This window comes from Dactylosporangium sp. NPDC049525 (genome assembly GCF_040676755.1).
Lineage (GTDB): Bacteria > Actinomycetota > Actinomycetes > Mycobacteriales > Micromonosporaceae > Dactylosporangium.
In genome coordinates this window covers 285,712-310,629 of sequence record NZ_JBFAPO010000002.1, presented here as the reverse complement: position 1 = coordinate 310,629, position 24,918 = coordinate 285,712, and the positions used below count along the sequence as shown (strand labels likewise).

Here is a 24,918-nt window from a genome sequence, read left to right as displayed (position 1 = left end):
GGGCTATTTCAGGGTGAGGCGCTGCTGCGGGCTGGACTCGAGCTTCAGCGTCGCCGGCTTGCCGTCGCGGGTCAGCGCGCCCTTCGGCTCGAAGCGGAACGTGAGCGTCTGCACCGAGCCCTCCACGACGTCCATGCGCACCTGGTCGGCGACGGTGTAGTCGCTCACGGACATCGACGCCCGCTCGACCTTCGGGGTGGACGGCTCGACGGTGACCGCCTTCCCGCCGGCCGACAGCTGCAGGCTCTGCCGCATGTCGATGGTGCCGGCGAGCGTGCCGAACGCGCTGACCTTCAGGTCCACCCACATCCGCAGCCAGGTGTGCCCGGCCGGCGCCCACGTGCCGTTGAGCCGGTGGTCGTAGGGTTCCAGCGCCGCCGACACGGTGATCTCGACGTAGGTGCGGGCCGGCTCGCCGCTGATCTGCCCGACGAGCTTGTACGTCACCTCCCCGTACGGGCGGGGCTTCAGATACGCCGCGACGGCGTCCGGCCCGACGGCGCCGGTGCGCACGTCCACGCTCTGGTCCTTGCCCTCGTCGGTGACGACCAGCGTCACCGGGGCGCCGACCGGCACGAGCGCGACGAGGACGGCGCCGGGCACGACGAAGCCCTCGACGGGCCGGGGTTTGTCGCCGACCCGCAGCCGCGCCTTGACGTTCGGGGACGGCTCGCTCTTCACGCCCGGCACCTCGGCCAGCCGCACGAACAGGAACTCCTTGCCAGCCCCGGCCGCGATCGTGCCGGAGGCGTCCCGCGGCACCCCGGTCGCCGACTGCATCCTGCCGAACTGGGTGACGACGGCCGGCTCGAGATGATCGGCGGTGCCGACCTCCGCCAGCCGCACCGCGTAGTCCGGCCCGCCGATGGCGGCCTTCGCCGGCAGCTGCTTCGCCGCGGGCACCGCGAGCCCGCCGCCGGCCACGACGGCGAGGTCCTCGGCCACCGACACCGCCGACGGCACCGCCGACGCCGGGACCGGCACCGGGCTCCCCCCGCACCCCGCGAGCAGCCCGCACACCACGACCACAGCCCCGTGCACCCCGCGCATCGCTCCCCTTACGTCCCACGCCGACGACGCATCACCTTAGCGGTGTCAGTACACGTCCCGGACGTAACGTTTGTCGGCGCTGAGCTGCTTGACGTATGCCTCGGCGGCCTCGGGGGTCAGGTGGCCGTGCGCGACGGCGATCTCGCGCAGCGTGCGGTCGACGTCCTTGGCCATGCGGCTGGCGTCGCCGCAGACGTAGAAGTGGGCGCCGTCCTGCAGCCACGACCACAGCTGGGCGCCGTGCTCGCGCATGCGGTCCTGGACGTACACCTTGTTGCGCTGGTCGCGGGAGAAGGCGAGGTCGAGGCGGTTGAGGGTGCCGGTGTCGCGCAGGGCGAGCAGCTCCTCGGCGTAGTAGAAGTCGGTGTCGCGGCGCTGCTCGCCGAAGAAGAGCCAGTTCGCGCCGCGGGCGCCGCGGGCCTGGCGTTCGTGCAGGAAACCCAGGAACGGCGCGACGCCGGTGCCCGGCCCGACCATGATCATGGCGGTGGCGGGGTCCGCCGGCGGCCGGAAGTGCGGCGCCCGCTGGACGAAGACGGGGACCTCGCCGTCGGCCGGCAGGTCGGCCAGGAACGTGGACGCGACGCCCTTGCGGACCTGGCCGCGGACGTTGGGGAAGCGCAGCACGGACACGGTCAGGCTGACCCGGGCCGGGTCGAGCAGTGGCGTCGAGGAGATCGAGTACTGCCGCGGCTGGAGCCGTTTGAGCACGCCGGCCCATTCCTGGGCGGTGGCGTCGACGGGCCACTCGGCGACGACGTCGACGGCCTGCCGCCCCCACGTCCACTTCGCCAGCTCGCCCTGGTTGTCGGGGCGCAGCAGGGTCTTGAGCTGCGGGTCGCCGTTGCGCTCGGCGACGAACCGCAGCAGGTCCGGACTGATCTTGGCGATCTCGAGGCGGCGGTGCAGGGCCTCGGTCAGCGGGAGCGTGCCGTGCTGGGCGAGCTCGACCGGGTCGTCGGCGCGCAGGCCGGTCACCTTCAGCCACTCCCCGACCAGGTCGGGGCAGTTGACGGGCCAGACGCCGAGGGAGTCGCCGGCCTCGTAGGGCAGGACGCCGTCGCCGGCGTCGAAGGTGAACTGCCGGACCTCCTTCGCCGACCCGGGCAGGCTCAGCAGCCGGTTGCCGGTGAGCCGGGCGGTCACCGGCTGGTTGCGGGTCGGCACCGGCATCGGGGTCCGCCGGCCGGGTGCGGTCCGCAGCGCGGCGATGACCTGGTCGAGCCAGTCGGCGGCGGCGGGCTGGTAGTCCGGCTCGCAGTCGACGCGGGCGGTGAGCCTGGTCGCGCCGAGTTCGCTGAGGCGGGCGTCGAGGCGGCGGCCGTGGCCGCAGAAGTCGTCGTAGTTGGAGTCGCCGAAGGCGAGCACCGCGTACCGGCGGTCGTCGAGGCGTGGCGTGTCGGGCGCGCCCAGGGACTGCCAGAACGCGGCGCCGTTGTCGGGTGCGTCGCCGTCGCCGAACGTGCTGGTGATGATGAGCAGGTCCGCGGGGCCGTTGAGGGTGTCGACGCCGACGTCGGCCATGCTGCGCACGCTCGCCTGCCAGCCGGCCTCGGCGAGGCGCCTGCCGACGACGCCGGCGAAGTCCTCGGCATTGCCGGTCTGCGACGCCCACAGCACCTGGATCGCCGGCCCGGCAGCCTCCTCCGTGGTGGTCACCACGACCGGCGCGGTGTTGGGCACCCTGGAGTACCGGCCGGCGAGCAGGCCGTTGACCCACAGGATCCGCTCCGGGGCGATCGGCGCCGACGCGGGCAGGACCGGGACGGTGGTGTGGTCCGGCGGGGCGGCGGTGAGCGCGTCGAGGAACCCGGCCAGGTACCGTTTCTCGTCGTCGGTGAGCTGCGGCGGCGCGACCGGCAGGCCCAGCATCTCGCGCAGGTCCGACTTGTCGGCGATGTCGGCCACGCGGGCCAGGGACACCGCGCACACCTTCAGCTCCGGCTGGAACGAGATCGGATCGACGGCGTCGTTGGTGACGGCGTTGACGCTGAGGTACTCGCCGAACAGGTCGTTCCAGTGGAACGGCGCGAAGCATCCGCCGGGCATGACCCGGTCCGTCACCACGGCGGGCAGCACCGCCCGGCCGCGGCGGGACGCGACCTCGACCCGGTCGCCGTCGCCGATCCCGAGCCGGGCCGCGTCGGCGGGGTTGAGCTCCACGAACGGCCCCGGGTTGAGCTTGTTGAGCTTGCCGACCCGGCCCGTCTTCGTCAGCGTGTGCCACTGGTGCTGCAGCCTGCCCGTGTTGAGCAGGAACGGGTAGTCGTCGTCGGGCAGCTCCGCCGCCGGCAGGTGCGGCCGGGCGTGGAAGACCGCCCGCCCGCTCGGCGTCGCGAACGCCAGCCGCGGCCGGGAGCCGTCGGGGCGCTCCAGGAGCCGCTGGCTGACGCCGTCGTTGCGGTACCGGATCGGGTTGCGGGCGGGCCCGGCGGGTGCGGCCGGCCACTGCACCGGGCCCTCACGCAGCCGGTCGTAGCTGACCCCGCGCAGGTCGTAGCCGGTGGCCGGGTTCCAGAACGCCTGCAGCTCGGCGAAGACCTCCTCGGCACAGGAGTAGTCGAACGCGGCGCCGTACCCCAGCTCCGTCGCGATCCGGGCGATCAGCTCCCAGTCGGGCAGCGCGTCCCCGGGCGGCGGCACGGCGCGGTGCACCAGCGTCAGCGAGCGCTCCGAATTGATCATGATGCCGTCGGTCTCGCCCCAGATCGTCGCGGGGAGGATCACGTCGGCGTAGGCGTTGGTCTCGGTGTCGCCGTACACGTCCTGGGTGATGACGAGCTCGGCGGCCTCGAGGCCCTCGATGACGGTGCGGCGGTTGCCCACCGACGCGACCGGGTTGGTGCAGATGATCCAGCAGGCTTTGATCTGGCCGTCGGCCATCTTGCGGAACATGTCGACGGTGCCGGTGCCTACCTCGGTGCGCAGCGTGCCGCGCGGCAGCCCCCACCGGTCCTCGACGAACGCCCGGTCCTGCTCGACCAGCACGGAGCGCTGGCCCGGCAGGCCGGGGCCCATGTAGCCCATCTCCCGGCCGCCCATCGCGTTGGGCTGGCCGGTCAGCGACAGCGGCCCGCTGCCGGTGCGGCAGATCGCGCCGGTGGCAAGATGCAGGTTGACCAGGGCGTTGGTGTTCCAGGTGCCGTGCGTGGACTGGTTGAGGCCCATCGTCCAGCAGCTCACCCAGTCGCCGGCATTGCCGATCAGGGCCGCGGCCTGACGGATGTCTTTTTCGGAAATACCGGTTATTTCGGAAACGCGGTCCGGGGTGTAGTCGGCGAGGAACGCGGGCATCGCCGCCCAGCCCTCGGTGTGCTCGGCGATGAACTCCTCGTCGATATGGCCGCCCTCGACCAGCAGGTGCAGCAGCCCGTTGAGCAGCGCCAGATCCGTGCCGGGGTTGATCTGCAGGAACAGGTCGGCCTTGTCGGCGGTCGCGGTGCGGCGCGGGTCGACCACGATGAGCTTCGCGCCGGCCTTGATCCGGTCGAGCATCCGCAGGAACAGGATCGGGTGGCAGTCGGCCATGTTCGCGCCGATCACGAGGAACACGTCGGCGTGGTCGAGATCGTCGTAGGAGCCGGGCGGCCCGTCGGAGCCGAGCGACAGCTTGTAGCCGCTGCCCGCGCTCGCCATGCACAGCCGCGAGTTCGACTCGATCTGGTTGGTGCCGATGAACCCCTTCGCCAGCTTGTTCGCCAGGTACTGCGCCTCGAGCGTCATCTGCCCCGACACGTACAGCGCGACCGCGTCCGGCCCGTGCTCGTCGATGATCGCCCGCAGCCGCCGCGCGGTCTGCGTGATCGTGGCGTCGAGGTCGGCGTCCTGCGGCGCGGCGCCGCGCTCCCGGCGGACCTTCGCGGTGCCGAGCCGGCCCGGCGCGGCGAGCATGTCGGCGCTCGTCGCGCCCTTGGTGCACAACCGTCCGCGGTTGGCCGGGTGCGCCTTGTCACCGACCGACTTGAGCACCTTCGGCCTGCCGTCGGGGCCGCGGCCGATGTCCAGCACGATCCCGCAGCCGACGCCGCAGTATGAACACACCGTCCTGACCTGCGTGTCCAGTGCTGTCACACCCACACCCCTCGCTCCGGCCGACACCGTCGCGTCGACCGTGACGCTGGGGGGAGCATAGGAACGGCGCGTTACGCCCGCGTCACACCGATCATCGCCGCGTCGTTACGCCGGTCCCACATCGATCGCGGCAGGGGTGTGAACGCGCTCCAGCACGACCACCGGGATCTCGCGTGCGGTGGCCGCCTGGTACTGCTCATACCGCGGGAAGATCGTCACCATCGCCTGCCACAGCGCCGGCTTCTCCGCCGCGGTCGCCGTCCTGGCCCGCGCCGCGAACCGCTCGGTGCCGACCTGCACGTCGACGTCGGGCGTGTCGAGGAGGTTGAGATACCAGGCGGGGTGCCCGTCCGAGCCGCCACTGGACGCCACGACGACCACGTCGTCGCCGGCCCGGCCGTAGATGAGCGCGGTGCGCCGCAACACCCCGGACTTCCGGCCGCGGACAGTGAGCAGGAGCGTCGGCAGCCCGTGATAGAGGTGCCCCTTCGTGCCGCCGCTGTCGACATAGGTGCGGATGTGCTTGGCCACCCAGTCGGTGGCACTGTCCACGATCGGTTCTTCAGTCGTCATCGGCGTCGATGGTACGGCGCACCGGCCCGAAGTCCGTCAGATCCCGCAGGTGCCGGACCGGTGACAGCACCAGCACCGTGGGCGCGGCGCACACGGCCACGGCGAACAGCCACAACGTCACCCGCCCGCCCAGTGCCCCGGCGAGCGCACCCGCGACGAGGCCGCCGACGGGGATCGCCCCCCACGACACGAACCGCACCGTGGCCATCACCCGCGGCAGCAGCTCCGGCGGGCTGGCGATCTGCCGGTAGGTCCTGGTGGTCACGCTCAGCACGACGACCCCGCCGGCGAACACGACGTTGCCGGCCGCGAACGCCGCATAGGCCGCCCAGCCGGTGCCGGCCGGGATGAGCGCCGCCCCGGCGACCGTGGTGCACCCGGCCCAGACCAGTGCCCGCGCCGACCCGAGCCGGCGGGTGATCCGCGGCGTCAGCGCCGCCCCGATGAGCGAGCCGACCCCCTCCACGGCGAGCAGCAGCCCGACCAGCGCGGCCGGCGCGTGCAGCTCGCGGACCAGATACAGCGGGTAGACCGCCAGCTGCGCCCCGCAGACGAAGTTGACGGCGGTCGCGGTCCACATCCCGGGCCCCATCACCGGGTGCCGGACCACGAACCGCCACCCCTCCCGGATGAGCCCCCAGGTCGGGCCGCCGTCCTGCCCGCGGACCCTGCCACCCCGAGCCGGCAGGGTCCGCAGCAGCACCGCGGAGACGAGGTAGCTCGCGGCGTCGACCAGCACCGTCACCACCGGCCCGAGCAGCTGCACGAAGAGCCCGCCGGCGGACGGCCCGCCCAGCTGCGTCGCGGCGTGGGTGGCCGACACGAGGCTGTTGCGGGCCTGCAGCTGCTCCCGCTCGACGATCTCCGGCAGGAACGTCGCGTTCGCCACGTCGAAGATCACGTTCGCGAAGCTGACCACGAGCGCCACCGCGACCAGCTGCGCCACGCTGAGCCACCCGAACCACCACGCCAGCGGCACCGACCCGACCGCGGCGGCCCGGGCCAGGTCCGCGCCGATCTGCGCGCCGCGCAACGGCAGCCGTTGCACGAGCACCCCCGCCGGCAGCCCGATCACCAGCCACGCGACGTAGCCGGCGGCGGCGATGAGCCCCATCTCGAACGGCCCGGCATCCAGCACCGTCAGCGCCGTCAGCGGCAGCGCGACCGCACCTACCGCCGAACCGGCGGCGCTGGTGGTCCCCGCGGCCCACCAGGTCCAGAACACACCCGGCCTCGACCGGACCTGCTGCGGCGTCATAGTGAGTTCCATAATGGAACGCACTATAGTTGGTGGTTGTGGATCGCGCTGCCCTCGCCGACACCGACTGCGGCATCAGCCAGGCCCTCGGTGTCATGGGCGACGGCTGGACGTTCCTGATCGTGCGCGACATCGCCGGCGGCACCACCCGCTTCGACGCCCTGCAGCGCGCCCTCGGCGTGAGCCGCCGCGCCCTGACCGAGCGCCTCGGCCGGCTCGTCGAGCACGGCGTGCTGCAGCGGCGGCAGTATTCGGCGCACCCGCCGCGCTTCGACTACCTGCTCACCCCGAAGGGCGAGGGCCTGCTGCCGGTGCTGGTCGCCCTGCAGGACTGGGGCACCCGCCATGTCATGGGCTCCGGCACGCTGACCGCGACCGCCGACGGCGCCTCCGCCGAGGCCCGCAGGGTGCGCACGCTGACCGGCCGCCGCCTGCCCGCCGTCACGCTCACCGCGCACGACGGCACCCCCGTCGACCTCGGCACCCGCGTGTCATGGACGGTGCTGTACTGCTTCCCCGGCGCCTTCGCCCCGGACGCCCACGGCTACCCGCCCGGCTGGGGCGACATCCCCGGCGCCGCCGGCTGCACCCTCGAGTCGCTGACCTACGCCGCCCGCCACCCCGCGTTCCTCGCCAAGAGCACGGAGGTGTACGGCGTGAGCACCCAACGCCCCGACCAGCTGGCCGCGTTCGTGGCCCACGCAAGGCTGCCATTTCCGCTGCTGTCGGACCAGGACAGCGCCCTGGCCGCCGGGCTGCTCCTGCCGACGTTCCGCGCCGCGGGCGTCGACCGGCTCAAGCGCCTGACCCTGCTCGTCGACCCCACCGGCACGATCCGCGAGGTCCAGTTCCCGATCACCGACCCCGCCGCGTCCGTCGACGACGTCCTCGCCACCCTGGGCCGCCTGACCGCACCGTGACGGCCGCACTCACAGCGTCACGGCGGCACTCACAGCATGACGGTGGCGCGTCCGTCGGGTCGGCTGTCCTTGTCGAGGATCCAGTGCTCGCGGACCGTCGCCCGGTACATCCGGTAGATCCCGTCGCCCGTGACCTCGTCGACCGTCACCCGCCGCCCACCCTTGGGCAGCGCCGCGGCACCGTAGGCGGCCGCGACCGCGGCGACGGCCTCACCCGTGACCTCGGCGGCGACCCCGCACATGTAGACCGCCATGCCCGCGCCGGGCTGCACCTGCGAGTCGAACACGACAAGGCTCACGTCGGGCCGCTCCGCCAGATTGCGCGAGTGCAGCGCCTGCGGCGACGACATCCAGATCAGCTCGCGATACCCGCTCATCGTGTAGAATACCGGCGACACCCACGGCTTGCCGGCCCCGTCGGCCGTGCCGAGCACCACATACCGGTTCTCGTCCAGCACCGTCCGCGCGACGTCCTCGAATGCGACCATCCTCGCAGCGTATGACTGTCCCGGCCTCACCGCGACAGCACGAAGGTGACCTCACCCCGCTCGTCCGGATCGTGGACCCACACCTCGACCGTGACCGGCCCCTCCGCCACCGGCACCCAGTGCTCGACCGCGCCCACGGTCATCCCGACGTCGATCCCGCTGGCCCCGACGAGCAGCCGCGCCGTGTGCACCAGCGTCCACCCGTCCAGGTCGGGCCGCCCGTCATACACCCTGACCGCAACCGGCTCACACTCGTCACCCCACGTCGCCACCAGGATCACGCCGGTGCCGGACACCGCCTCCTGCACACCCGTGCCCCACTCCGGCGCGTCGAAGACACCGTCGGTGACGGACATCCTGATCTGCCCGTACTCCGCCTCGACCCCGACCTCAAGAAGCAGCTCAGCCTCCGCCACCGCCCGATCATCCACCACGCCCCACCGCCCGCGCCGCCCCTGCCGCACCGATCCGTTCCCGACAGGTGCGCAACGCCGCCCGCGCCGTGCTGCTTCCGACTCGATCCTGATGGCGGGGACGTGCCGGAGTGGTACGGGCCGTGGACGGCATGTCACGAACGGTTGCGACGGTGGACCGCGGACGGCACCTGCGACCGCTGTCGATCCTGCTGACCCCGGGTGAGGCCGGCGACAACCCGCAGCTGCTGCCCAGTTGGACGCGATCAGTGTCAACCGGCCCGGTCCCGGCGCGCCTCGGAAGCGTCCGGGCATGCTCCTGACCGACAAGGACTACGCCCACGACTCCGATCGAACAGCGCTGCGGCGTCGCGGCATCCGGCACACCATCCGGAACGCACGGACCAGGTCGCCGGCCGCGCAGCCGAGGCCAGCAACGACGGGCGGCCACCTGCCTTCGACAGGACTACGCCGACGCACCAGCCTCTACCGCGCGGGCCTTGTGCTCGCCGCCGCCCTCAGGTGGCTTCCGTGTTCGGCAGGACGCGCCCCTGGCGAAGCTCACAACGGGCGCTCTTCGAACCTCAGGCGGCGCCGTCCGTCTCGGCAGCAGCCGGGACGGACGGCGACGACCTGCGCGTCAACTCCTAGGTCGGCCCAAAGGTGACCTGGCCGGCGGTCAGACGAGGCGGCGGACCTCACCGTGGGCGCGGTAGAAGCCGCCGCGGCTCGCCTCGCGGATCTCCGGAACCACGTAACGCGCGTTCGGCTCGCGGATTCCCTTCGGGAACTGGACCTGCCAGTCGGAGTGGTAGCCGGGCGAGACGACCCGGATGCGGAGGCGGCCGCCCTCCTCGAAGCACTCGACGACGACGCCGCCGGCGGAGTCGGTGGCGATCTCGACGGTCGTGGACGGGGCCACGGCCTCCATGCGCGGGGCCTTCACGTCGACATACTCGGGGACGACGCCCTGCTCGGCGTTGCGGACGGCCTCCTCGCTGGCGTCGATGCAGGCCAGCGAGCCGTCGGTGGTGACGATGTAGAGCCGCTCGTTGTGATACTGCATCGAATAGGCGCTGCCGCAGCCGGTGCCGAGCTTCCACAGGCGGCGGCCGTCGGCGGCGAAGCAGTAGACCGAGGAGCTCGAGTCGCCGGCGAAGACATAGCGGCCGTCGGGGGCGGCGGCGCAGGAGTAGATGGTGTTGTCGCAGCGGAAGGTGACGCCGGCGCGGCCGTCCTTGTAGAACTCGAGGACGGAGTTGGAGGACATGCCCGCGTAGAGGGTGTCGCGCTCCTGCCAGCCGAAGAGGACCGCACCGCGGGTCGGCTGGTGCCACAGCTCCTTGCCGGTGCGCCAGTCGTAGCTGGTGACGCCCTTGCTGTGGCCGTGGTGCACGGCGTTGGCGTCGCAGCGGACCATCCAGCCGCTGGAGCCCTTGCCCTGCTGGCGCCAGAGGAACTCGTCCTCGTGGTCGATGCTGCAGATGCCGCCCTGGGCGTCGGCGACGCCGAGGACGCCGTCGTGGATGTCGAGCCAGTAGATGTCGATGTCGGGGGCGATGGCATAGGCGATGCGCGGGATCTTCCCGGACAGGTCGTAGACGTTGCCGTCGTCGCAGCCGGCATAGAGCCAGTCGTCGTCGGCCACGATGCACTTCACGCCGTCGGGGAGCTTGAACTGGCGCTGGACCTCGGCGTCGTGGGAAAGGGTGGTGACGACGCCGGCCTCGTTGCCGACCATGCAGACGCGGTCGTCGACGAAGATGCCGAAGGCCGAGGAGCCCGACTTGTAGCGCCACAGCACCGGGGCGGTCTTCGCGGTGGAGCGGGCGCTGACGATGACGCGGCGGGAGATGGAGCGCTTCGCGCGCTGGCCGACGACGGCCGGAGCGTAGCCCTTGCGGACCTTCTCGCCGATCTTCTTCGCCGCCTCGGCGGTCGCCTTGGCGTGGTCGGGATAGCTGGTGGTCTTCAGCGTGCCGGGGTCGCCGATGCGGCCATAGCGGATCGACATCTCGGCGCCGTCGACGGTCACCTCATAGAACTTGTGGGCGCTACCGCTGTCCTCGGACAGCTCGAGATAGGTCGTCTGGGGCATCGGTCACGGCCTTTCGAAAACGGAACAACGAGGGGGCGCCGACAGCGTAGCGACGACCACCGACAAAAATTGAGGGGTGCTGCATCTGCGCGTCATCTCCCCACCGGACCGCACCGACGAGGTCGTCCGCATCATCGAGGCCGCCCCCGGCGCGACGAACCTGGTCGTGCTACCGGGAGCGGCCCGCCAGCCCGACGGCGACCTCGTGCTCTGCGACGTCGTGCGGGAAGCGGGCAGTCAGGTCCTGGCCGCGCTGCGCAAGGAACGCATCCACGAGGTCGGTTCGATCGCGATCGACCACGTCGACGTCGCGTTGTCGCACGTCGCGGCCGCGGCCGCCGACGCCGCGCCGGGCCTGGCCAGTGACGCGGTGGTGTGGGACGAGATCGAGCAGAAGACGGGCGACGAGACGGAGCTGTCCGGCACGTACCTACTGATGTTCGCCATCGCCACCATCATCGCCGGCATCGGCGTGCTGCTCGACCAGCCGATCCTCATCGTCGGGGCGATGGTCGTCGGCCCCGAGTTCGGGCCCCTGGCCGCGCTGTGCGTGGGAATCGTCAGATGGCGGCCGACGTTCATGAGACGGGCGTCGATCGCGCTGGTGGTCGGGTTTGCGACAGCGGTCGTCGCGACGATCGGGACCACGTACCTGCTGGACCTCGCCGGCCTGGTCGACAAGAGCATGCTGCTGCGCGACCGGCCGCTGACCGACTTCATCTGGCGGCCCGACGCGCTGTCGTGGGTGGTCGGCTTCCTCGCCGGGATCGCCGGGATGCTGTCGCTGACGTCGTCGAAGGCCGGCCCGCTGATCGGCGTGCTGATCTCGGTGACGACCGTCCCGGCCGCGGCCAACATCGCGGTCGCGCTGGCGTACAAGACACCGGACGAGGCGCTCGGCTCGGCCGTGCAACTGCTGCTCAACCTCGCCGCGATCGTGACGGCGGGCGTGCTCACGCTGCTGGCGCAGCGCTGGTTCTGGAGCTGGAAGGCGAAGGCGTGACCGACCTGCGTGAAGCCCTCGACCGGCTCCTCGAAGCCGTCCCGCCGAAGCGGCTGGCCGAGTCGGTACAGCGGCTCATCACCGACTACCGCAGCGGCCGGCCCGCCGACGAGCCGCTGCTGCGCAACATGGTCGACGCGACCGCGTACGCCGCGTACCGCATGCCGGCCACCCACGCCGCGGTGGCAGCGGTCCTCAAGCAGTTCACCGCGAGTCCACGCAGCATGCTCGACGTCGGCGGCGGCTCGGGAGCGGCGACCTGGGCGGCGCTGGACGCGTTCCCCAGCCTGGAAACCGTGACGGTCCTGGACCAGGTACCGGAGGCGCTGAAGCTCGGCGAACGGATGCTGCCCCGCGCCAGCTGGCGGCAGTGGCGGCTCGGTGAGCCACTGGACACTGTGGACCTGGTGCTGGTGTCCTACGTGCTGGGCGAGCTCACCCCGGAGGCACAGCACTCCCTCGTCGACGATGCCGGTGTCGCCGCCCGGGAGGCCGTCGTCATCGTCGAGCCCGGCACTCCCCTGGGGTACCAACGCATCCTCGACGCCCGCGAGCGCCTCATCGCGGCCGGCTGGACGGTCGCCGCCCCGTGCCCGCATCAGCTGCGGTGCGGGATGACGGGCAAGGACTGGTGCCATTTCGCCGCCCGCGTGAACCGCTCCGCCCTGCACCGCAAGCTCAAGGAGGCCGAGCTCGGCTACGAGGACGAGAAGTTCTCCTACGTCGCGCTGACCAAGGGCGACAACCAGGGACGGGGCCGCGTGGTCCGGCACCCCGCGTTCCGTAAGGGTCTCGTCACGCTGCAGGTCTGCAACCCGGACACGAAGGTCGGCCCGACGCTGGTGTCCAAAAGGGAGGGTCCGACCTACAAGGCCGCCCGGGACGCCGAATGGGGCGACCCCTGGCCGCCCGCCTAGACGGCGCTCACCACGGGCCGGGCGATGAGGGCGTCCAGCGCGGCCAGCAGGTCCGCCTTCGTGAACGGCTTGCCCAGCACGGTCACGCCCGCCTCCAGCAGGCCCTGTTCGGTCATCAGTGGCGCGGCGTAGCCGGACATGAACAGCACCGGGATCTCGGGGCGGATGCGGTGCAGCGCCTCGGCCAGTTCGCGGCCGTTCATCACGGGCATCACCACGTCGGTGAGCAGCGCGTGGATGGTCTCGTCGTGGCGTTCGGCGATGGTGAGGGCGTCGCGGCCGTTGGCGGCGGGCAGCACCTCGTATCCGGCCCGGACGAGCAGCCGCACGACGGCGTCGCGGACCCCGTCCTCGTCCTCGGCGACCAGGACCGTCCGGCCCGCGGCGGCCGCGCCGGTACCGGTCGGCGGCGGCTGCTGCGCGGGCTGGTCGGTGGCCGGCAGGTAGATGTGCATGGTGGTGCCGTGGCCCGGGTTCGAGTCGATGACCAGGTCCCCGCCGGCCTGCTTGATGACGCCGTACGACGTGGCCAGCCCCAGCCCGGTGCCCTGCCCGCGGGGCTTGGTGGTGTAGAACGGCTCCATCGCCTGGCGGGCGACGTCGGCGGACATGCCGTGGCCGGTGTCGGTGACGGCGACGTGGACGTAGTCGCCGGCGGGCAGCCCGGCCAGGTGCGGGCAGGCCCCGGTGGACGTGTTGGCGGTGGACAGGTGCAGCCGGCCGCCGTCGGGCATCGCGTCGCGGGCGTTGACGACGAGGTTGATGAGGATCTGGGTCAGCTGGCTGGCGTCGGCGAGGACGGGCCGCAGCTGCGCGTCGAGCCGGGCGCTGACGGTGACGTGCCGGCCGATGGTGCCGCCGACCAGCTCGCAGACCTGATCGACGAGGCTGTTCAGGTTCACCGGGGCTGGTGTGACGACCTCCCGCCCGCCGAACGCGAGGAGCTGGTGGGTGAGGTGCGCCGCCCGCTGCCCGGCCCGGTGGATCTGCTCGACGTCGTCGAGGATGGCCCGGGCCTGCTCGGCGGTGAGGAAGGTGCCGCCGGCCTCGGTCACCGCCTCCTGGACGAACTCGCCGAAGGACAGCACGACGTTGAGCAGGTTGTTGAAGTCGTGCGCGACGCCGCCGGCGAGCCGGGCAAGGCTGTCGAAGCGGGCGGTCGCCTGCCGGCGCGCCTCACGTTCGCGTTCGTGCTGCTCGTCGTGGCGGCGCTCGTCGTCGGCGACGACCTCGGTGACGTCGTCGATGGTCGCGACGAAGCCGGTGGCCACGCCCTCGCGGTCGCGGACCGCGCGGACCAGGACCGTCAGCCACCGCACCGTCTCGCCGATGGTGATCCGCTCCTGGTGGCGGCGCCCGTCGGCGCCGGTGTGCAGCGCGCCGCGGTGCTCCTCGCCGAGGCAGCACTGCCAGCCCTCGCCGAGGAGCTCGGCGGCCGGGATGCCGGTGATCTCGCTCAGGCGCGGGTTGACGTAGGTCGCCCGCCCGTGCCGGTCGCCGATGACGATGCCCATCGGGCACGCCTCGGCCATCGCGGCGAAGCGGGCCTCGCTCTCGTCCAGCGCCTGGGCCTTCTCCAGCAGCTCGGCGTTGACGGTGGTGAGGTGCCGTGCGGCGTCGACGGCCTGCAGCAGCTCGGCCGGGCCGGCGGACTTCGACAGGACCCGGCTGACCCCGCACGCGCCGGCGAGCGGCTGGGCCTCGTCCTCCCGGCAGGTCGCGGTGTAGAACAGCACCGGGATGTCCGCGGTGGCGGGGTCCTCGCGCAGCTCGCGGACGAACTGGTAGCCGTCCATGCCGGGCATGAGCACGTCGGTGAGCACGACGTCGGGATGGTCGCTCCTGGCGATCGCGAGGGCCTGCCGGCCTTCGACGGCCTCGAGCACCCGGTAGCCGCCGCGGTCGAGGGTCGCCCGGGCGATCTCGCGGTTGGTGGCGCGGTCGTCGACGACCAGAACCGTGGTCATGGCGCCCACCTCCTCGTCCCAGCCCATGATTTCTATGTTGTCCCGCTTGTCCCGCTTCTATGCAAAATTTCGTCATACTGAGTAACTGAGAGCGTGCGCAGCGTAAGCGCGTCCGGACCCGCAAAACCGTGCGGCCCGGCCGCTGACGGATCAGCGGCCGGGCCGGGGCGGTGCGGAGACGGTCAGGTCAGGTCTGGTCCGCCGCGAAGGAGGAGACCCAGGCCAGGGACGAGTTCCAGTTGATGGTCAGCTCGTTCGTCGACCACGACTTGATGTCGTCCATGTAGCACAGCTGCGGCTTGCAGCCCTTCAGCGCCGCCGAGGCGACCTCGTCCTGCAGCTGCGAGTTCGGGCCGCCGGCCAGGGTGCCGCGCGGCGGGTTGGGCAGCTTCGGGTCGAGCTGGTGGGCGTACCAGCGGCTGTGCTGGTTCTTCGACGCCTTCTCGCCGTAACCGGTCACGTAGGACTGGTTGAGCGCGTTGCGGCCGAAGATGTAGTCCATGCCCGAAAGGACGCCGTCGCGGTACTTCGCCTCACCGGTGAGGTCGAAGGCGGTGCCGACGACGGCGAGGTTGTTGAGCATCTGGCTGTTGGAGGCCCAGTCGTAGGCGCCGCCGTTGGGCGCGTACGCCTGGCCGTACGCCTGCGAGTTGAGCGTGGCGAGGTGCTTGTCGGCGCCGGCGACGACGCTCGCGCGGACCCGCTCACGGTCGGGCAGCTTGTTGTCGACGGTGGCGAGGTCGAGGCGGCCGAGGGCACCGACCGCGCGCCAGTCGAAGGCGTTGGCGAAGACGTCGGACTTGTGCACCGGCGACGCGGTCACGACGTTGGCGAACTTCTTCTCACCGGTCGTGATGTACAGCTCGGACGCCGCCCAGTAGAACTCGTCCTCGACGTCGGTGTCGCCGTAGGCGCCGCCGCCGACCGAGTCGGAGTCCGGTGCGTACATCTTCGGGTTCGCCTGCGCCGCCGCGAACGCGGAGCGGGCCACGGTCAGCAGCTTGTCGGAGTAGGACTTGTCGTACGCCTTGAACACCCGGGCGCCCTGCGCGGCCGCGGCGGCCAGGTTGAGGGTCGCGGCGGTCGACGGCGGCTTGAGCACCCGCTGCTGCGTGTCGGCGGCGGGGTCGGTCGGCAGCCCGGTCCAGGCGACGTCGGTCACCTTGTGGTGCGCCATGCCGGCGAGCTTCTGCCCGGCCGGGACCTGCATCTTCATGAGGAAGTCGAGCTCCCAGCGCGCCTCGTCGAGCACGTCAGGGGTCTTGCCGCCGGCCTCGGGCTGGCGCAGCGTGCGGGCCTGCGACGCCTTCGGGGACCGCTCGTAGGCACTCATCAGCTGGGCGACGGAGATGCCGCCGTTGACGACGTACTTGCCGTGGTCGCCGGCGTCGTACCAGCCGCCGCTGACGTCCAGGGAGTAGTCGCAGGAGCCGGGCGCGCACGGGACCTTGGTGTCGCCGCCGTTGGGGCTGTCGGCGGTGTGGCCGGCGGCGCGGCCGTAGCCGGGAGCGATCTTGTCGTCGATGGCGACGCCGCTGCGCTGCGGGTAGTAGAACGACATCGCGTCGATCGCGAGCTGCCGGTAGGCCTTCGGGTCCAGGTCGAAGGGCAGGCTCGCCTTGCCGTCGACCTCGAGGGTGTAGGTCTGGCCGCTACCCTGGTACGCGCTGAAGTCGACCGTGTGCGTGCCCTGGCCGGAGCTGGCGTCCATGCCGTGCGGGGTGCTCTTGCCGGAGGCGACGACGGTGCCGGCCTTGTCCTTCAGCTGCCACGGCAACGGGGTGGCCGAGTCGCTGATAACAGTGGCCCGCTTGGGGCCGTCCGGCAGGTAACCGACCTGGTTGACCCGCACCGGGGTGTCCGGGATGTGGTCCGGGGTGGCAGGGAACGCGTATGCCGCGTCACTGCCGGATCCGACGCCCGACAGGCCGCCGTCCCTCGTGGCGAACGCGATCGGCAGGGCGACGGCGGGGACCGCCACGATCGCCGCGACGGCAGCGAGTTTGGCCTTGGTGGACAGGTTCGGCAGGCGCACCGGCTCTCCTTCTCGGTCGGGTTGCAGGGTTCGCCGCCGTCACCCTTTCGTAAGAACCGCAGGAGAAATCGGGTGATCGGCGGCGTGTCCGGGCGAACCTACCGAGTGACATGTCGGGGGAACCGGACAAAAAGCCCGCCCTGTGACCTGGGCCACAATGGGCCTTGCCGGTTGGCACATTTGCTCCTACAAACGCACGATCACAAGTGTGTATAACTAGTGAGGCATATAATCGCGACGGCATAGGAGGCACGATGTTCGACCCCGGACCCCCCGCGGCGGTCACGTATGAGCAGGAGCTCGACGATCGGTGGACGCTGCGCTTCACGCGCGACTTGCGCCATCCGCCCGAGCGGGTGTGGCAGGCCCTGACCGATCCGTCGCTGCTCGACCAGTGGGCGCCGTTCACGGCGTTGCGGGATCTCGGCACGCCCGGTGACGCGACCCTGGTCATGGTCGACGGCGAGACCCGGGTGCCCCTCGACGCCACGGTGCGGGTCGCCGAGCCGCCGGCGCTGCTGGTGTACGAGTGGGGCCCGGATCTCCTGCGCTGGGAGCTGGCCCCGATCGACGGCGGCACCCGCCTGACGCTGCGGCACACCACCGGCGGCCGCGACATGCTCGGCAAGGTGACGGCCGGCTGGCACCTGTGCGTGCGCGTGCTGGAGCTGCTGCTCGACGGCACCCCGCACGGCGTCATCCGCGGCGGCGACGCGAAGCGGTTCGGCTTCGACGACCTCTGCGCCGCCTACGAGTCACGCATCTGACCAGATCAACGGCTCTACATCATGTGTATACACACTAGGTATACACATGGTGTAGAGTCGCCGGCATGTCCATCGGTCAAGCGTTCCTGGGGCTGCTCGAGTCCCAGCCCCGCCATGGTTACGACCTGAAGCGGGCCTACGACGAGCGGTTCGGCAGCGACCGCCCCCTGGCCTACGGTCAGGTCTACTCGACCCTGTCCCGGCTGCTGAAGCACGGCCTGGTCACCGTCGACGGCGTCGAGCCGGGCGAGGGCCCGGACCGCAAGCGCTACGCGATCACCCCGGCCGGCGTCGCCGACGTCGAGCAGTGGCTGCGGCAGCCGGAGAAGCCGGAGCCGTACCTGCAGAACACCCTCTACACGAAGGTGGTCTTGGCGCTGCTGACCGGCCGGCCCGCGGCGGAGCTGCTGGACACCCAGCGCGCCGAGCACCTGCGCCTGATGCGCGAGCTGACCCGGCGCAAGACCGGCGGCGACCTCGCCGACCAGCTGATCTGCGACCACGCCCTGTTCCACCTGGAGGCCGACCTGCGGTGGCTGGAGCTCACCGCCGCCCGCCTCGACGAGCTCGCCGGGAAGGTGCGCGCATGAGCGCCCCGGAGCGCAGCGGAGGCGGCGCGAATCAGCAGCGCAGGTTTGGCTCAGGCCGGCGCCGAAGCGAAGCGGAGGTGACGGCATGAGCATCCCTCTGCTGTCCGCGGTCGAGTTGACCAAGTCGTTCGGGTCCACGCAGGCGCTGTCCGGCGCGTCCATGTCGATCGCGGCCGGCGAGATCGTCGCGGTGATGGGGCCGTCGGGCTCCGGCAAGTCGACGCTGCTGCACTGCCTCGCCGGGATCGTGCGCCCCGACGGCGGCCAGGTCCTCTACCGCGACCAGGAGCTGTCGGCCATGTCCGACGCCCAGCGCAGCGCGCTGCGGCGCGGCGAGTTCGGGTTCGTGTTCCAGTTCGGCCAGCTGGTGCCGGAGCTGACCTGCCTGGAGAACGTGGCGCTGCCGCTGCGGCTGTCCGGGCACCGGCGCAAGGACGCCCAGCGGCGCGCCGCCGAGTGGCTGGAGCGCCTCGAGATCACCGACGTCGCCGGCAAGCGGCCCGGCGAGGTCTCCGGCGGGCAGGGCCAGCGGGTCGCCGTCGCCCGGGCCCTCGTCACCGGGGCGCGGGTCGTCTTCGCCGACGAGCCGACCGGCGCGCTGGACTCCCTCAACGGCGAGCGGGTCATGCGCCTGTTCACCGAGGCCGCCCGCGACAGCGGCGCCGCGGTCGTCCTGGTCACGCACGAGCCCCGGGTCGCCGCGTACGCCGACCGCGAGATCGTGGTCCGCGACGGCAAGGCCCTCGACCTGGCCCGGCACGCATGACCGGGATCCTTGAGGCGGGCCGGCACGCACCGCCCGCCCCGGTGCACACCGGGCGGCTGCGGCGCTGGGCCGCGGAGGTCGGCCTCGGTGCCCGCCTCGCGCTCACCGGTGGCCGCGAGGGCCTGCTGCGCACCGCGCTCACCGCCGTCGGGGTCGGCCTCGGCGTCGCGGTGCTGCTGCTGTCCGTCTCCGTGCCGGCGATGCTCGACGCGCGCTCCTCCCGCACCGCCGCCCGCGACGACGACCGCTACGGCTCCGAGCAGATCACGCCCGGGGACAGCACCGTCCTCACGTTGAACATCAACACGTCGTACCACGGCAAAAACGTCCGCGGCAGGCTCGTGCGGCCCGACGGCGCCCACCCGATCCTCCCGCCGGGTGTCAGATCCGTGCCCGCCCCCGGCACCATGCTGGTCTCCCCCGCGCTGCGGGACCTCCTGGCCTCCCGCGACGGCGCACTGCTGCGCGACCGGATGCCGGGCACGGTCGGCGGCACCATCGGCAAGGACGGCCTGTCGGGCCCGAACGAGCTGGTCTACTACGCGCTGCGCGACGACCTCGCCTTCGGCCAACCGAACGTGCAGCGGCTCGACCGGTACGGCAGCGCCAACGTCCACGAGCCGCTCGACCCGTTCCTGCTCATGCTCGTCGTGGTCATCTTCGTGGTGCTGCTCATGCCGGTCGCGATGTTCGTGGCCGCCGCGACCCGCTTCGGCGGCGAACAACGCGACCGGCGCCTCGCCGCGGTCCGCCTCGTCGGCGCCGACAGCGGCATGACCCGCCGCATCGCCGCCGGGGAGGCCGTCATCAGCGCGGTTCTCGGCCTGATCGCCGGTGCCGGGTTCTTCCTCATCGGCCGGCAGTTCGTCGAGTACTTCGAGGTGGCGCAGCTGAGCGTCTACGGCTCCGACGTACGCCCGCCGCTGCCGCTGCTCGCCCTGCTGGTCGTGTCCGTGCCGCTCGCGGCCCTGGCGATGAGCCTCGTCGCGCTGCGCCGGGTCGTGGTCGAGCCGCTCGGCGTGGTGCGGCGCGCGACCGCCCGCACCCACCGGCGCCTGTGGTGGCGGATCCTCACGCCGCTCGCCGGCGCCGCGCTGCTCGCCCCGCTCACCGGCAGCCACGGCGAGTTCAACCCGTGGCAGGCCGTCGGCGGCGTGTCCCTGGTCCTGCTCGGCGTCGCGCTGCTGCTGCCGTGGGTGTTCGACCGGCTCGTCGGCCGGCTCGGCGCCGGCGGCGGGCTGGCATGGCAGATGGCCGTGCGCCGCCTGCAACTGTCCGGCGGCAGCTCCGTGCGCGCCGTGGGCGCGATCGCGGTGGCCGCGGCCGGGACGATCGCGCTGCAGATGCTGTTCGTCGCCGCCGACGCCGCCTACACCAAGAACACCGGCCAGGACCCGGCCCGCGTGCAGGCGGTCACCACCGTCACCATGTCGGCGCTGTCCTCGGAACGGGACGCGGCCGGGCTGGACGCCCGCCTCCGGGCCGCCGGGATGCCGTCGGTCAGCACGTACCGGCGCGATGTGGCCCGCTTCGGCGAGGACGGCTTCGTCAACGTGGCGATCGGCGACTGCGCCGTGCTGCGCGAGCTGGCCGTGCTCGACCAGTGTGCCGACGGCGACGTGTTCCTGCTCGACCAGCCCGAACTGCGCGGCCAGACCGTCGGCATCGGCGACCCCGACCGGCCAGGTCCACCGTGGACGGTCCCGGCGACGGCCCGCACCGCGACGCCCCGCCTCGACCCCTACGGCCAGCCGGTCACCGGCCTGCTCATCACCCCGGCCGCCGCACCGGCCGCGCGGGCCGATCCGTCGTACATCTCCTACGTCCGCCTCGCACCCGGCGACCCGGACGCCGAGGAGCGGCTGCGCAACGCCGCCATGGCCATCAACCCGACGATGGACGTCTCGATCATGCGGTCCCGCGCCGCCGACAGCACCTTCGCCGGCATCCGCCGCGGCCTGTTCGCCGGCGCGACCGTCACCCTGCTGCTCGTCGGCCTGAGCCTGCTCGTCGGCACCGTCGAGCAGCTCCGCGAGCGGCGCCGCACTCTGGCCGCCCTGATCGCCTTCGGCACCCGCCGCTCCACGATGGGCTGGTCGATCCTCTGGCAGACCCTCGTCCCCGTCGCCCTCGGCCTGGTCCTGGCCACCGCGCTCGGCCTCGGCCTCGGCGCCCTGCTCCTGGCCACCGTCGACGTCCCGTTCCACGCCGACGTGGCCGGCATCGGCATCGTCTGCGGCATCGCCGGCGGCGTCGTCCTGCTCGTCACCGCGGCCAGCCTGCCGGCCCTGTGGCGCCTCATGCGCCCCGACGGCCTGCGTTTCGAGTGATTTTCTGTCGTACCCTGCGGCTACCGTCTCGGGCATGGAGTTGCGGGAGTGGTGGGACCTGATCGAGTCGGCGCGCTCGTCATGCGGCGAGCGCGCCGGCGACCGTGACCCCGCCGACGACCCGTTGCCGGCCGCGGTCCTGGACCGGGTCGCGGCCCTGTCTCCTTCGCAGATCATCGCCTTCGAACGCCGCTTCACCACTGTCTTCGAGGCCGCCTATCTGGCGCCGCTGTGGGCCGCCGCCTATCTCATCGAGGGCGGCTGCGGCGACGACGGCTTCATGGACTTCCGCGCCGGCCTGATCCTGCAGGGCCGTCCCGCGTTCGAACAGGCCGTCGCCGACCCCGACACCCTCGCCGACCTGCCGGTGGTGTCCCGCATGGCGACCACTGACAAGGGCTGGCTGGGCTGCGAGGCGATGCTGTATGTCGCGCGGACCGCCTATGAGCGCCGGACCGGCTCCGCCGCCGGCTACGACGAGGCGTTTGCCGGACCTGCGAGTGCTCCGACCCGGGCCGGCGGCGACCGCTGGGACGTCGAGGACGACGATGAGATGCGCCGCCGGCTCCCCCGCCTGTCGGCCTTGTTCCTGCCCCTCTGACCACCGGGGCTCGTTGAGCGCGCTGGCGGCGAACTCGGCGCACTCATCGACGCACGCCCTACGTCAGAGCCGCAAACGGCGGCCGGGCCACCAACGGCTGCTGACTGACGCCTGGGCCGGACGGGTACACGTGGTGCTGGCTTACACCACAAGCTGGCTGACCAGGAAGCCGCAGGAGCACGAAGACCTCATAGATCTAGCCAACGATCACCGCACGTGGTTCGAGTACGTCCGATCATCGTCGTTTGAACTGAACACAGCCCAGGTGCGGCGCATCGCCCGGACGCTGGCCGCCCAAGATGCCGGTGAGGCCGAGGAGACACCTGAATGGGGTAGCGCGGGCCAAGGTGCCGGCGGCCAAGGCGGGCAAGTACAGCGGCAGCCCTAGGCCCTGGCGCCCGCCGCCAAGCCGTTCCGCAACACCCTGATGCACTACAACCTGCACTCCAACGTGGATAGGTCACGCATCGACCTCGGGGCGCCGCTGTTCGGGCTCGTCCCCGTCTACATCCAGGCGTATGACCCTGCAACGTTCGCGGCGAGCGGAATTGATCGGGCGAACCTTCGGGCGCGGGCTGACACCGTGGAAGACGCCAGCCACACCCGCGTTGCCGTTGCAGTGAAGACATCGACGGTTACGGGCAACAGCGCTGTCGGACGGCGAGTGAGCGCCTGGAGTGCAGAGGCGCTACCGGTCCGGGGTGCTGGGCGCGGCAGGGGCAGCGAGGTCGGAAGAGGCCAGCAGTGCGGTCAGGCGCTGGTGTTCCTCGGGGGTGCCGATCGCAGCACGGTGTGCGGGCTCGGCCCAGTAGTGGTCGACCGCCCGGGCCAGGAAGCGGGCGTCGATCCAGCGCAGGGACCGCGGGTCGGCGACGAGTTCGGAGGCCGCCCGGCTCCACGGCAGCTCGACCTCGGTGTCCCAGACCTCGCGCACGATGAGCGCGTCGGGGGTCAGCGTCACCGTCCGGCGCCAGGACCGCCAGGCGACCACCGTGGCCAGCAGGCTGGCCAATACTGCGAAGGTGCCCGGCACCCGGAGGGTCGAGTCGGGTGCCACGAGTTGCCAGCTCAGCAGGAACACCGGCACCGCTCCCCAGGTTGCCAGTGCCACCTGGGTGGTGACGACCCGTAGCCACGGTGCCGGGGGCGCCACGAAGCGGCCGGGCATGACGAGGAAGGCCGGCGGTGGTGGCGCGTAGCGGCGGGCCATTCGCAAAGGAAGGTACGCCGCCAGCGCGAACACCCCGGACGCGAGCAGGTCCAGCGGCAGGTCCAGCCACCGCACGAGGTCGCCGGCGTCCGCCCGTGGCTGTAGCCAGAGCTGCCGGAACGCGAACACCAGGTCCACGGTGGCCGCGCTGACCACGGTCGTGGCCCAGATCCGCCAACTCGCCGAGGGGCGCCGCATGCCCCGAGTGTAAGGGCGCAGACTACGGGCATGGGGGCATCGATGCGGTGGGTGCGGTCGCTGGCGGCGCCGGAGGGTATCGCAGCGCTCGTCGCGCAACGGTGCGGGCTGGCGGTCACCGGCTGCAAGCTGATCCGTTCGCTGACGAACGACGTGTACCGGGTCGAGACCGCCGGCGGCGCAGCCTATGCGTGCAAGGTGTACGCCGCCGGCAGCGCGCACGTCGCGTGGGAGCAGGACCTTGCCGCGCACCTCGCCGCCGCCGGGGTCACCGCAGCCGCGCCCGTCCCGCTCGACGACGGCTCGTTCGTGGGCGGCCTGGACGCGCCGGAGGGGGTGCGGGCGTTCACGGTCACGGTGTGGGCGGGCGGTGACAAGCCCCGGCCGCCGTGGAGCGACGGGCTCTTCCACCGGTACGGCGCCGCCCTTGCCCGCCTTCACCTCGCCGCGGACGGGTTCGGCAGCGCCCATCCGGCCAGGGTCGACCGGCCGACGTCCACATTGGACACCGCGTTGCGGGGCATCGGCGACCCGATGGTGCACGAGATGGCGGCGGTCGCCCGGCGGCGCCTCGACGCGGTCGTGCGGCCCGACATCGGGGTGCGGCACGGGGACGCCAGCCTCGACAACGTGCACCTCACGCCGGGCGGCGGGGTCCTGTGGCACGACTTCGACCTCGCCGCGGTCGGCTGGCGGGTCGCCGACCTGACCGGCCCGTACGGCGGGGTGCACTGGCCGGCGTTCCTCGAGGGGTACCGGACGCTGCGCCCCGTCGACACGGACGCGGTGGTGGCGGTGCGCGTGGTGGAGCTGGTGCGCAACATCGGCTGGCACCTGACCGCCAAGGTGGCCCTGCGGGGCACCGAGTCGGCCGGTGAGGGGTGGGTCGAGCGGGAGCTGGCGAGCCTGCGCGCGCTGCGGGATCAGCTGTAGGCGACCGTCACCCGCTGCAGCTTCACCTGGTTCTTCGGCGCGCCGTCGGCGTCGCCGTTGATGCCGGAGGGGGTGATGCCGGCGGCGGCGATCTGGTCGAGGACCTCCAGGCCGCGGGTGATGGTGCCGAACGGCGTGTAGTCGGGGTTGAGCTGGCCGTCCTTGATCATCATGAAGAACTGGGAGCCGTTGGTGCCGGGATCCTGGGTGCGGGCCATGGCGACGAGGCCGCGCTTGTAGCCGCCGGTCGACGGGCCGACCGAGGCGAGGTTCTCCTCCGCGAACTGATACGCGGGGCCGCCGGTGCCGGTGCCGGACGGGTCGCCGCACTGCAGGACGGCGAGGGTCTCGGCGGCGGTGAGGCGGTGGCACGGGGTGTTGTCGAAGAAGTGCTTGCCGGCGAGGTAGTCGAAGCTTGCCACGGTGCAGGGCGCGCCGGCCGGGTCCAGGGCGACCTCGATGACGCCGACGTTGGTGGTGATCGTCATGACCGCCTTGCCGGCGGCACGGGCCCGCGCGGGTGGCTTGCCGACGTCCTTCACCGCCGAGGTCGCCGGGATGCTGGTGTACGTGCAGGCAGCGGTGCCCCCGGAAGAAGGCGCCGACGCCGAGGTGCCGGTCCCCGCGGGCTGGGCGAGGGACCGGCCCGCCGCCTGGCCGGGTGCGTCGTAGGAGCACCCGGCCAGGGTGGTGGACAGCAGCAGTGCGACCGCGAGACGCTTCTTCACGC

Annotated in this window: 20 protein-coding genes and 1 pseudogene; 10 read left to right on the top strand and 11 right to left on the bottom strand. The window is 72.1% G+C overall.

The genetic code is table 11. From position 1 onward, the window contains the following. Positions 1-3 precede the first annotated feature (3 nt). From AB0K00_RS05735 to AB0K00_RS05720, 4 genes are all read right to left on the bottom strand, one after another. The gene (locus AB0K00_RS05735) at positions 4-1,050 is read right to left on the bottom strand and encodes a hypothetical protein (protein WP_363515884.1); all 1,047 of its coding nucleotides are present in this window, start codon (positions 1,048-1,050) and stop codon (positions 4-6) included. A 45-nt stretch (positions 1,051-1,095) separates the two neighbouring features. After that, positions 1,096-5,121: a bifunctional nitrate reductase/sulfite reductase flavoprotein subunit alpha gene (locus AB0K00_RS05730; protein WP_363515881.1), complete on the bottom strand. Its 4,026-nt coding sequence runs from the start codon at positions 5,119-5,121 to the stop codon at positions 1,096-1,098. A gap of 105 nt (positions 5,122-5,226) precedes the next feature. Continuing rightward, positions 5,227-5,694, bottom strand: coding sequence for a nitroreductase family deazaflavin-dependent oxidoreductase (locus AB0K00_RS05725; protein ID WP_363515878.1), 468 nt, complete (start codon positions 5,692-5,694; stop codon positions 5,227-5,229). Beyond that, a complete protein-coding gene (locus AB0K00_RS05720) occupies positions 5,684-6,964 on the bottom strand; it encodes an MFS transporter (RefSeq protein WP_363515875.1) in 1,281 nt (426 codons plus the stop codon). Before AB0K00_RS05720 ends, AB0K00_RS05725 begins: the two co-directional genes overlap by 11 nt. A gap of 26 nt (positions 6,965-6,990) precedes the next feature. Between AB0K00_RS05720 and AB0K00_RS05715 the strand changes: the two genes are divergently transcribed. Next, positions 6,991-7,872, top strand: a complete 882-nt coding sequence (locus AB0K00_RS05715; RefSeq protein ID WP_363515871.1) for a winged helix-turn-helix transcriptional regulator — start codon at positions 6,991-6,993, stop codon at positions 7,870-7,872. Between the two features lie 29 nt (positions 7,873-7,901). Here the strand turns inward: AB0K00_RS05715 and AB0K00_RS05710 are convergent, their stop codons facing one another. Then, positions 7,902-8,360, bottom strand: a complete 459-nt coding sequence (locus AB0K00_RS05710; protein ID WP_363515868.1) for a pyridoxamine 5'-phosphate oxidase family protein — start codon at positions 8,358-8,360, stop codon at positions 7,902-7,904. A gap of 26 nt (positions 8,361-8,386) precedes the next feature. Next, positions 8,387-8,776 carry a hypothetical protein gene (locus AB0K00_RS05705; protein WP_363515865.1) on the bottom strand — a complete coding sequence of 130 codons (390 nt, stop codon included), beginning with the start codon at positions 8,774-8,776 and terminating at the stop codon, positions 8,387-8,389. Between the two features lie 86 nt (positions 8,777-8,862). Here AB0K00_RS05705 and AB0K00_RS05700 point away from each other — a divergent pair. After that, positions 8,863-9,305 (top strand): annotated as a pseudogene (locus AB0K00_RS05700) (IS5/IS1182 family transposase); the annotation flags it as partial. 147 nt (positions 9,306-9,452) lie between these two features. Here the strand turns inward: AB0K00_RS05700 and AB0K00_RS05695 are convergent. Next, the gene (locus AB0K00_RS05695) at positions 9,453-10,871 is read right to left on the bottom strand and encodes a WGR domain-containing protein (RefSeq protein ID WP_363515862.1); all 1,419 of its coding nucleotides are present in this window, start codon (positions 10,869-10,871) and stop codon (positions 9,453-9,455) included. 76 nt (positions 10,872-10,947) lie between these two features. Between AB0K00_RS05695 and AB0K00_RS05690 the strand changes: the two genes are divergently transcribed. After that, on the top strand, positions 10,948-11,874 hold the full coding sequence (locus AB0K00_RS05690) for a DUF389 domain-containing protein (protein WP_363515859.1): 927 nt from the start codon (positions 10,948-10,950) through the stop codon (positions 11,872-11,874). Continuing rightward, complete coding sequence (locus tag AB0K00_RS05685; RefSeq protein WP_363515856.1) at positions 11,871-12,791, top strand: small ribosomal subunit Rsm22 family protein; 921 nt, start codon at positions 11,871-11,873, stop codon at positions 12,789-12,791. The genes AB0K00_RS05690 and AB0K00_RS05685 overlap by 4 nt, the downstream gene beginning before the upstream one ends. On the opposite strand, the gene AB0K00_RS05680 is transcribed toward AB0K00_RS05685, so the two are convergent. Together AB0K00_RS05680 and AB0K00_RS05675 are read right to left on the bottom strand one after the other, a co-directional pair. Further along, on the bottom strand, positions 12,788-14,758 hold the full coding sequence (locus AB0K00_RS05680; protein ID WP_363515853.1) for a response regulator: 1,971 nt from the start codon (positions 14,756-14,758) through the stop codon (positions 12,788-12,790). The two genes, AB0K00_RS05685 and AB0K00_RS05680, sit on opposite strands and share 4 nt — an antisense overlap. Before the next feature lie 187 nt (positions 14,759-14,945). Further along, positions 14,946-16,793: a glycoside hydrolase family 9 protein gene (locus AB0K00_RS05675; RefSeq protein WP_363515850.1), complete on the bottom strand. Its 1,848-nt coding sequence runs from the start codon at positions 16,791-16,793 to the stop codon at positions 14,946-14,948. A 254-nt stretch (positions 16,794-17,047) separates the two neighbouring features. Between AB0K00_RS05675 and AB0K00_RS05670 the strand changes: the two genes are divergently transcribed. The 5 genes from AB0K00_RS05670 to AB0K00_RS05650 all read left to right on the top strand — a co-directional run bounded on the left by AB0K00_RS05670 (position 17,048) and on the right by AB0K00_RS05650 (position 21,847). Continuing rightward, on the top strand, positions 17,048-17,560 hold the full coding sequence (locus AB0K00_RS05670; protein WP_363515847.1) for an SRPBCC family protein: 513 nt from the start codon (positions 17,048-17,050) through the stop codon (positions 17,558-17,560). Positions 17,561-17,625: 65 nt separating this feature from the next. Continuing rightward, positions 17,626-18,150: a PadR family transcriptional regulator gene (locus AB0K00_RS05665; RefSeq protein ID WP_363515844.1), complete on the top strand. Its 525-nt coding sequence runs from the start codon at positions 17,626-17,628 to the stop codon at positions 18,148-18,150. 85 nt (positions 18,151-18,235) lie between these two features. Beyond that, a complete protein-coding gene (locus AB0K00_RS05660; protein WP_363515841.1) occupies positions 18,236-18,916 on the top strand; it encodes an ABC transporter ATP-binding protein in 681 nt (226 codons plus the stop codon). Then, a complete protein-coding gene (locus AB0K00_RS05655; RefSeq protein ID WP_363515838.1) occupies positions 18,913-21,246 on the top strand; it encodes an FtsX-like permease family protein in 2,334 nt (777 codons plus the stop codon). Before AB0K00_RS05660 ends, AB0K00_RS05655 begins: the two co-directional genes overlap by 4 nt. Positions 21,247-21,280: 34 nt before the next feature. Continuing rightward, on the top strand, positions 21,281-21,847 hold the full coding sequence (locus AB0K00_RS05650; protein ID WP_363515835.1) for a DUF4240 domain-containing protein: 567 nt from the start codon (positions 21,281-21,283) through the stop codon (positions 21,845-21,847). Between the two features lie 688 nt (positions 21,848-22,535). Here the strand turns inward: AB0K00_RS05650 and AB0K00_RS05645 are convergent. Beyond that, complete coding sequence (locus AB0K00_RS05645) at positions 22,536-23,255, bottom strand: hypothetical protein (protein ID WP_363515832.1); 720 nt, start codon at positions 23,253-23,255, stop codon at positions 22,536-22,538. A gap of 30 nt (positions 23,256-23,285) precedes the next feature. Between AB0K00_RS05645 and AB0K00_RS05640 the strand changes: the two genes are divergently transcribed. Next, the gene (locus tag AB0K00_RS05640; RefSeq protein ID WP_363515830.1) at positions 23,286-24,188 is read left to right on the top strand and encodes a hypothetical protein; all 903 of its coding nucleotides are present in this window, start codon (positions 23,286-23,288) and stop codon (positions 24,186-24,188) included. On the opposite strand, the gene AB0K00_RS05635 is transcribed toward AB0K00_RS05640, so the two are convergent. Beyond that, entirely contained in the window at positions 24,179-24,916 is a 738-nt protein-coding gene (locus AB0K00_RS05635; protein ID WP_363515827.1) for a peptidylprolyl isomerase, read from the bottom strand. The two genes, AB0K00_RS05640 and AB0K00_RS05635, sit on opposite strands and share 10 nt — an antisense overlap. Between the last annotated feature and the right edge of the window lie 2 nt (positions 24,917-24,918).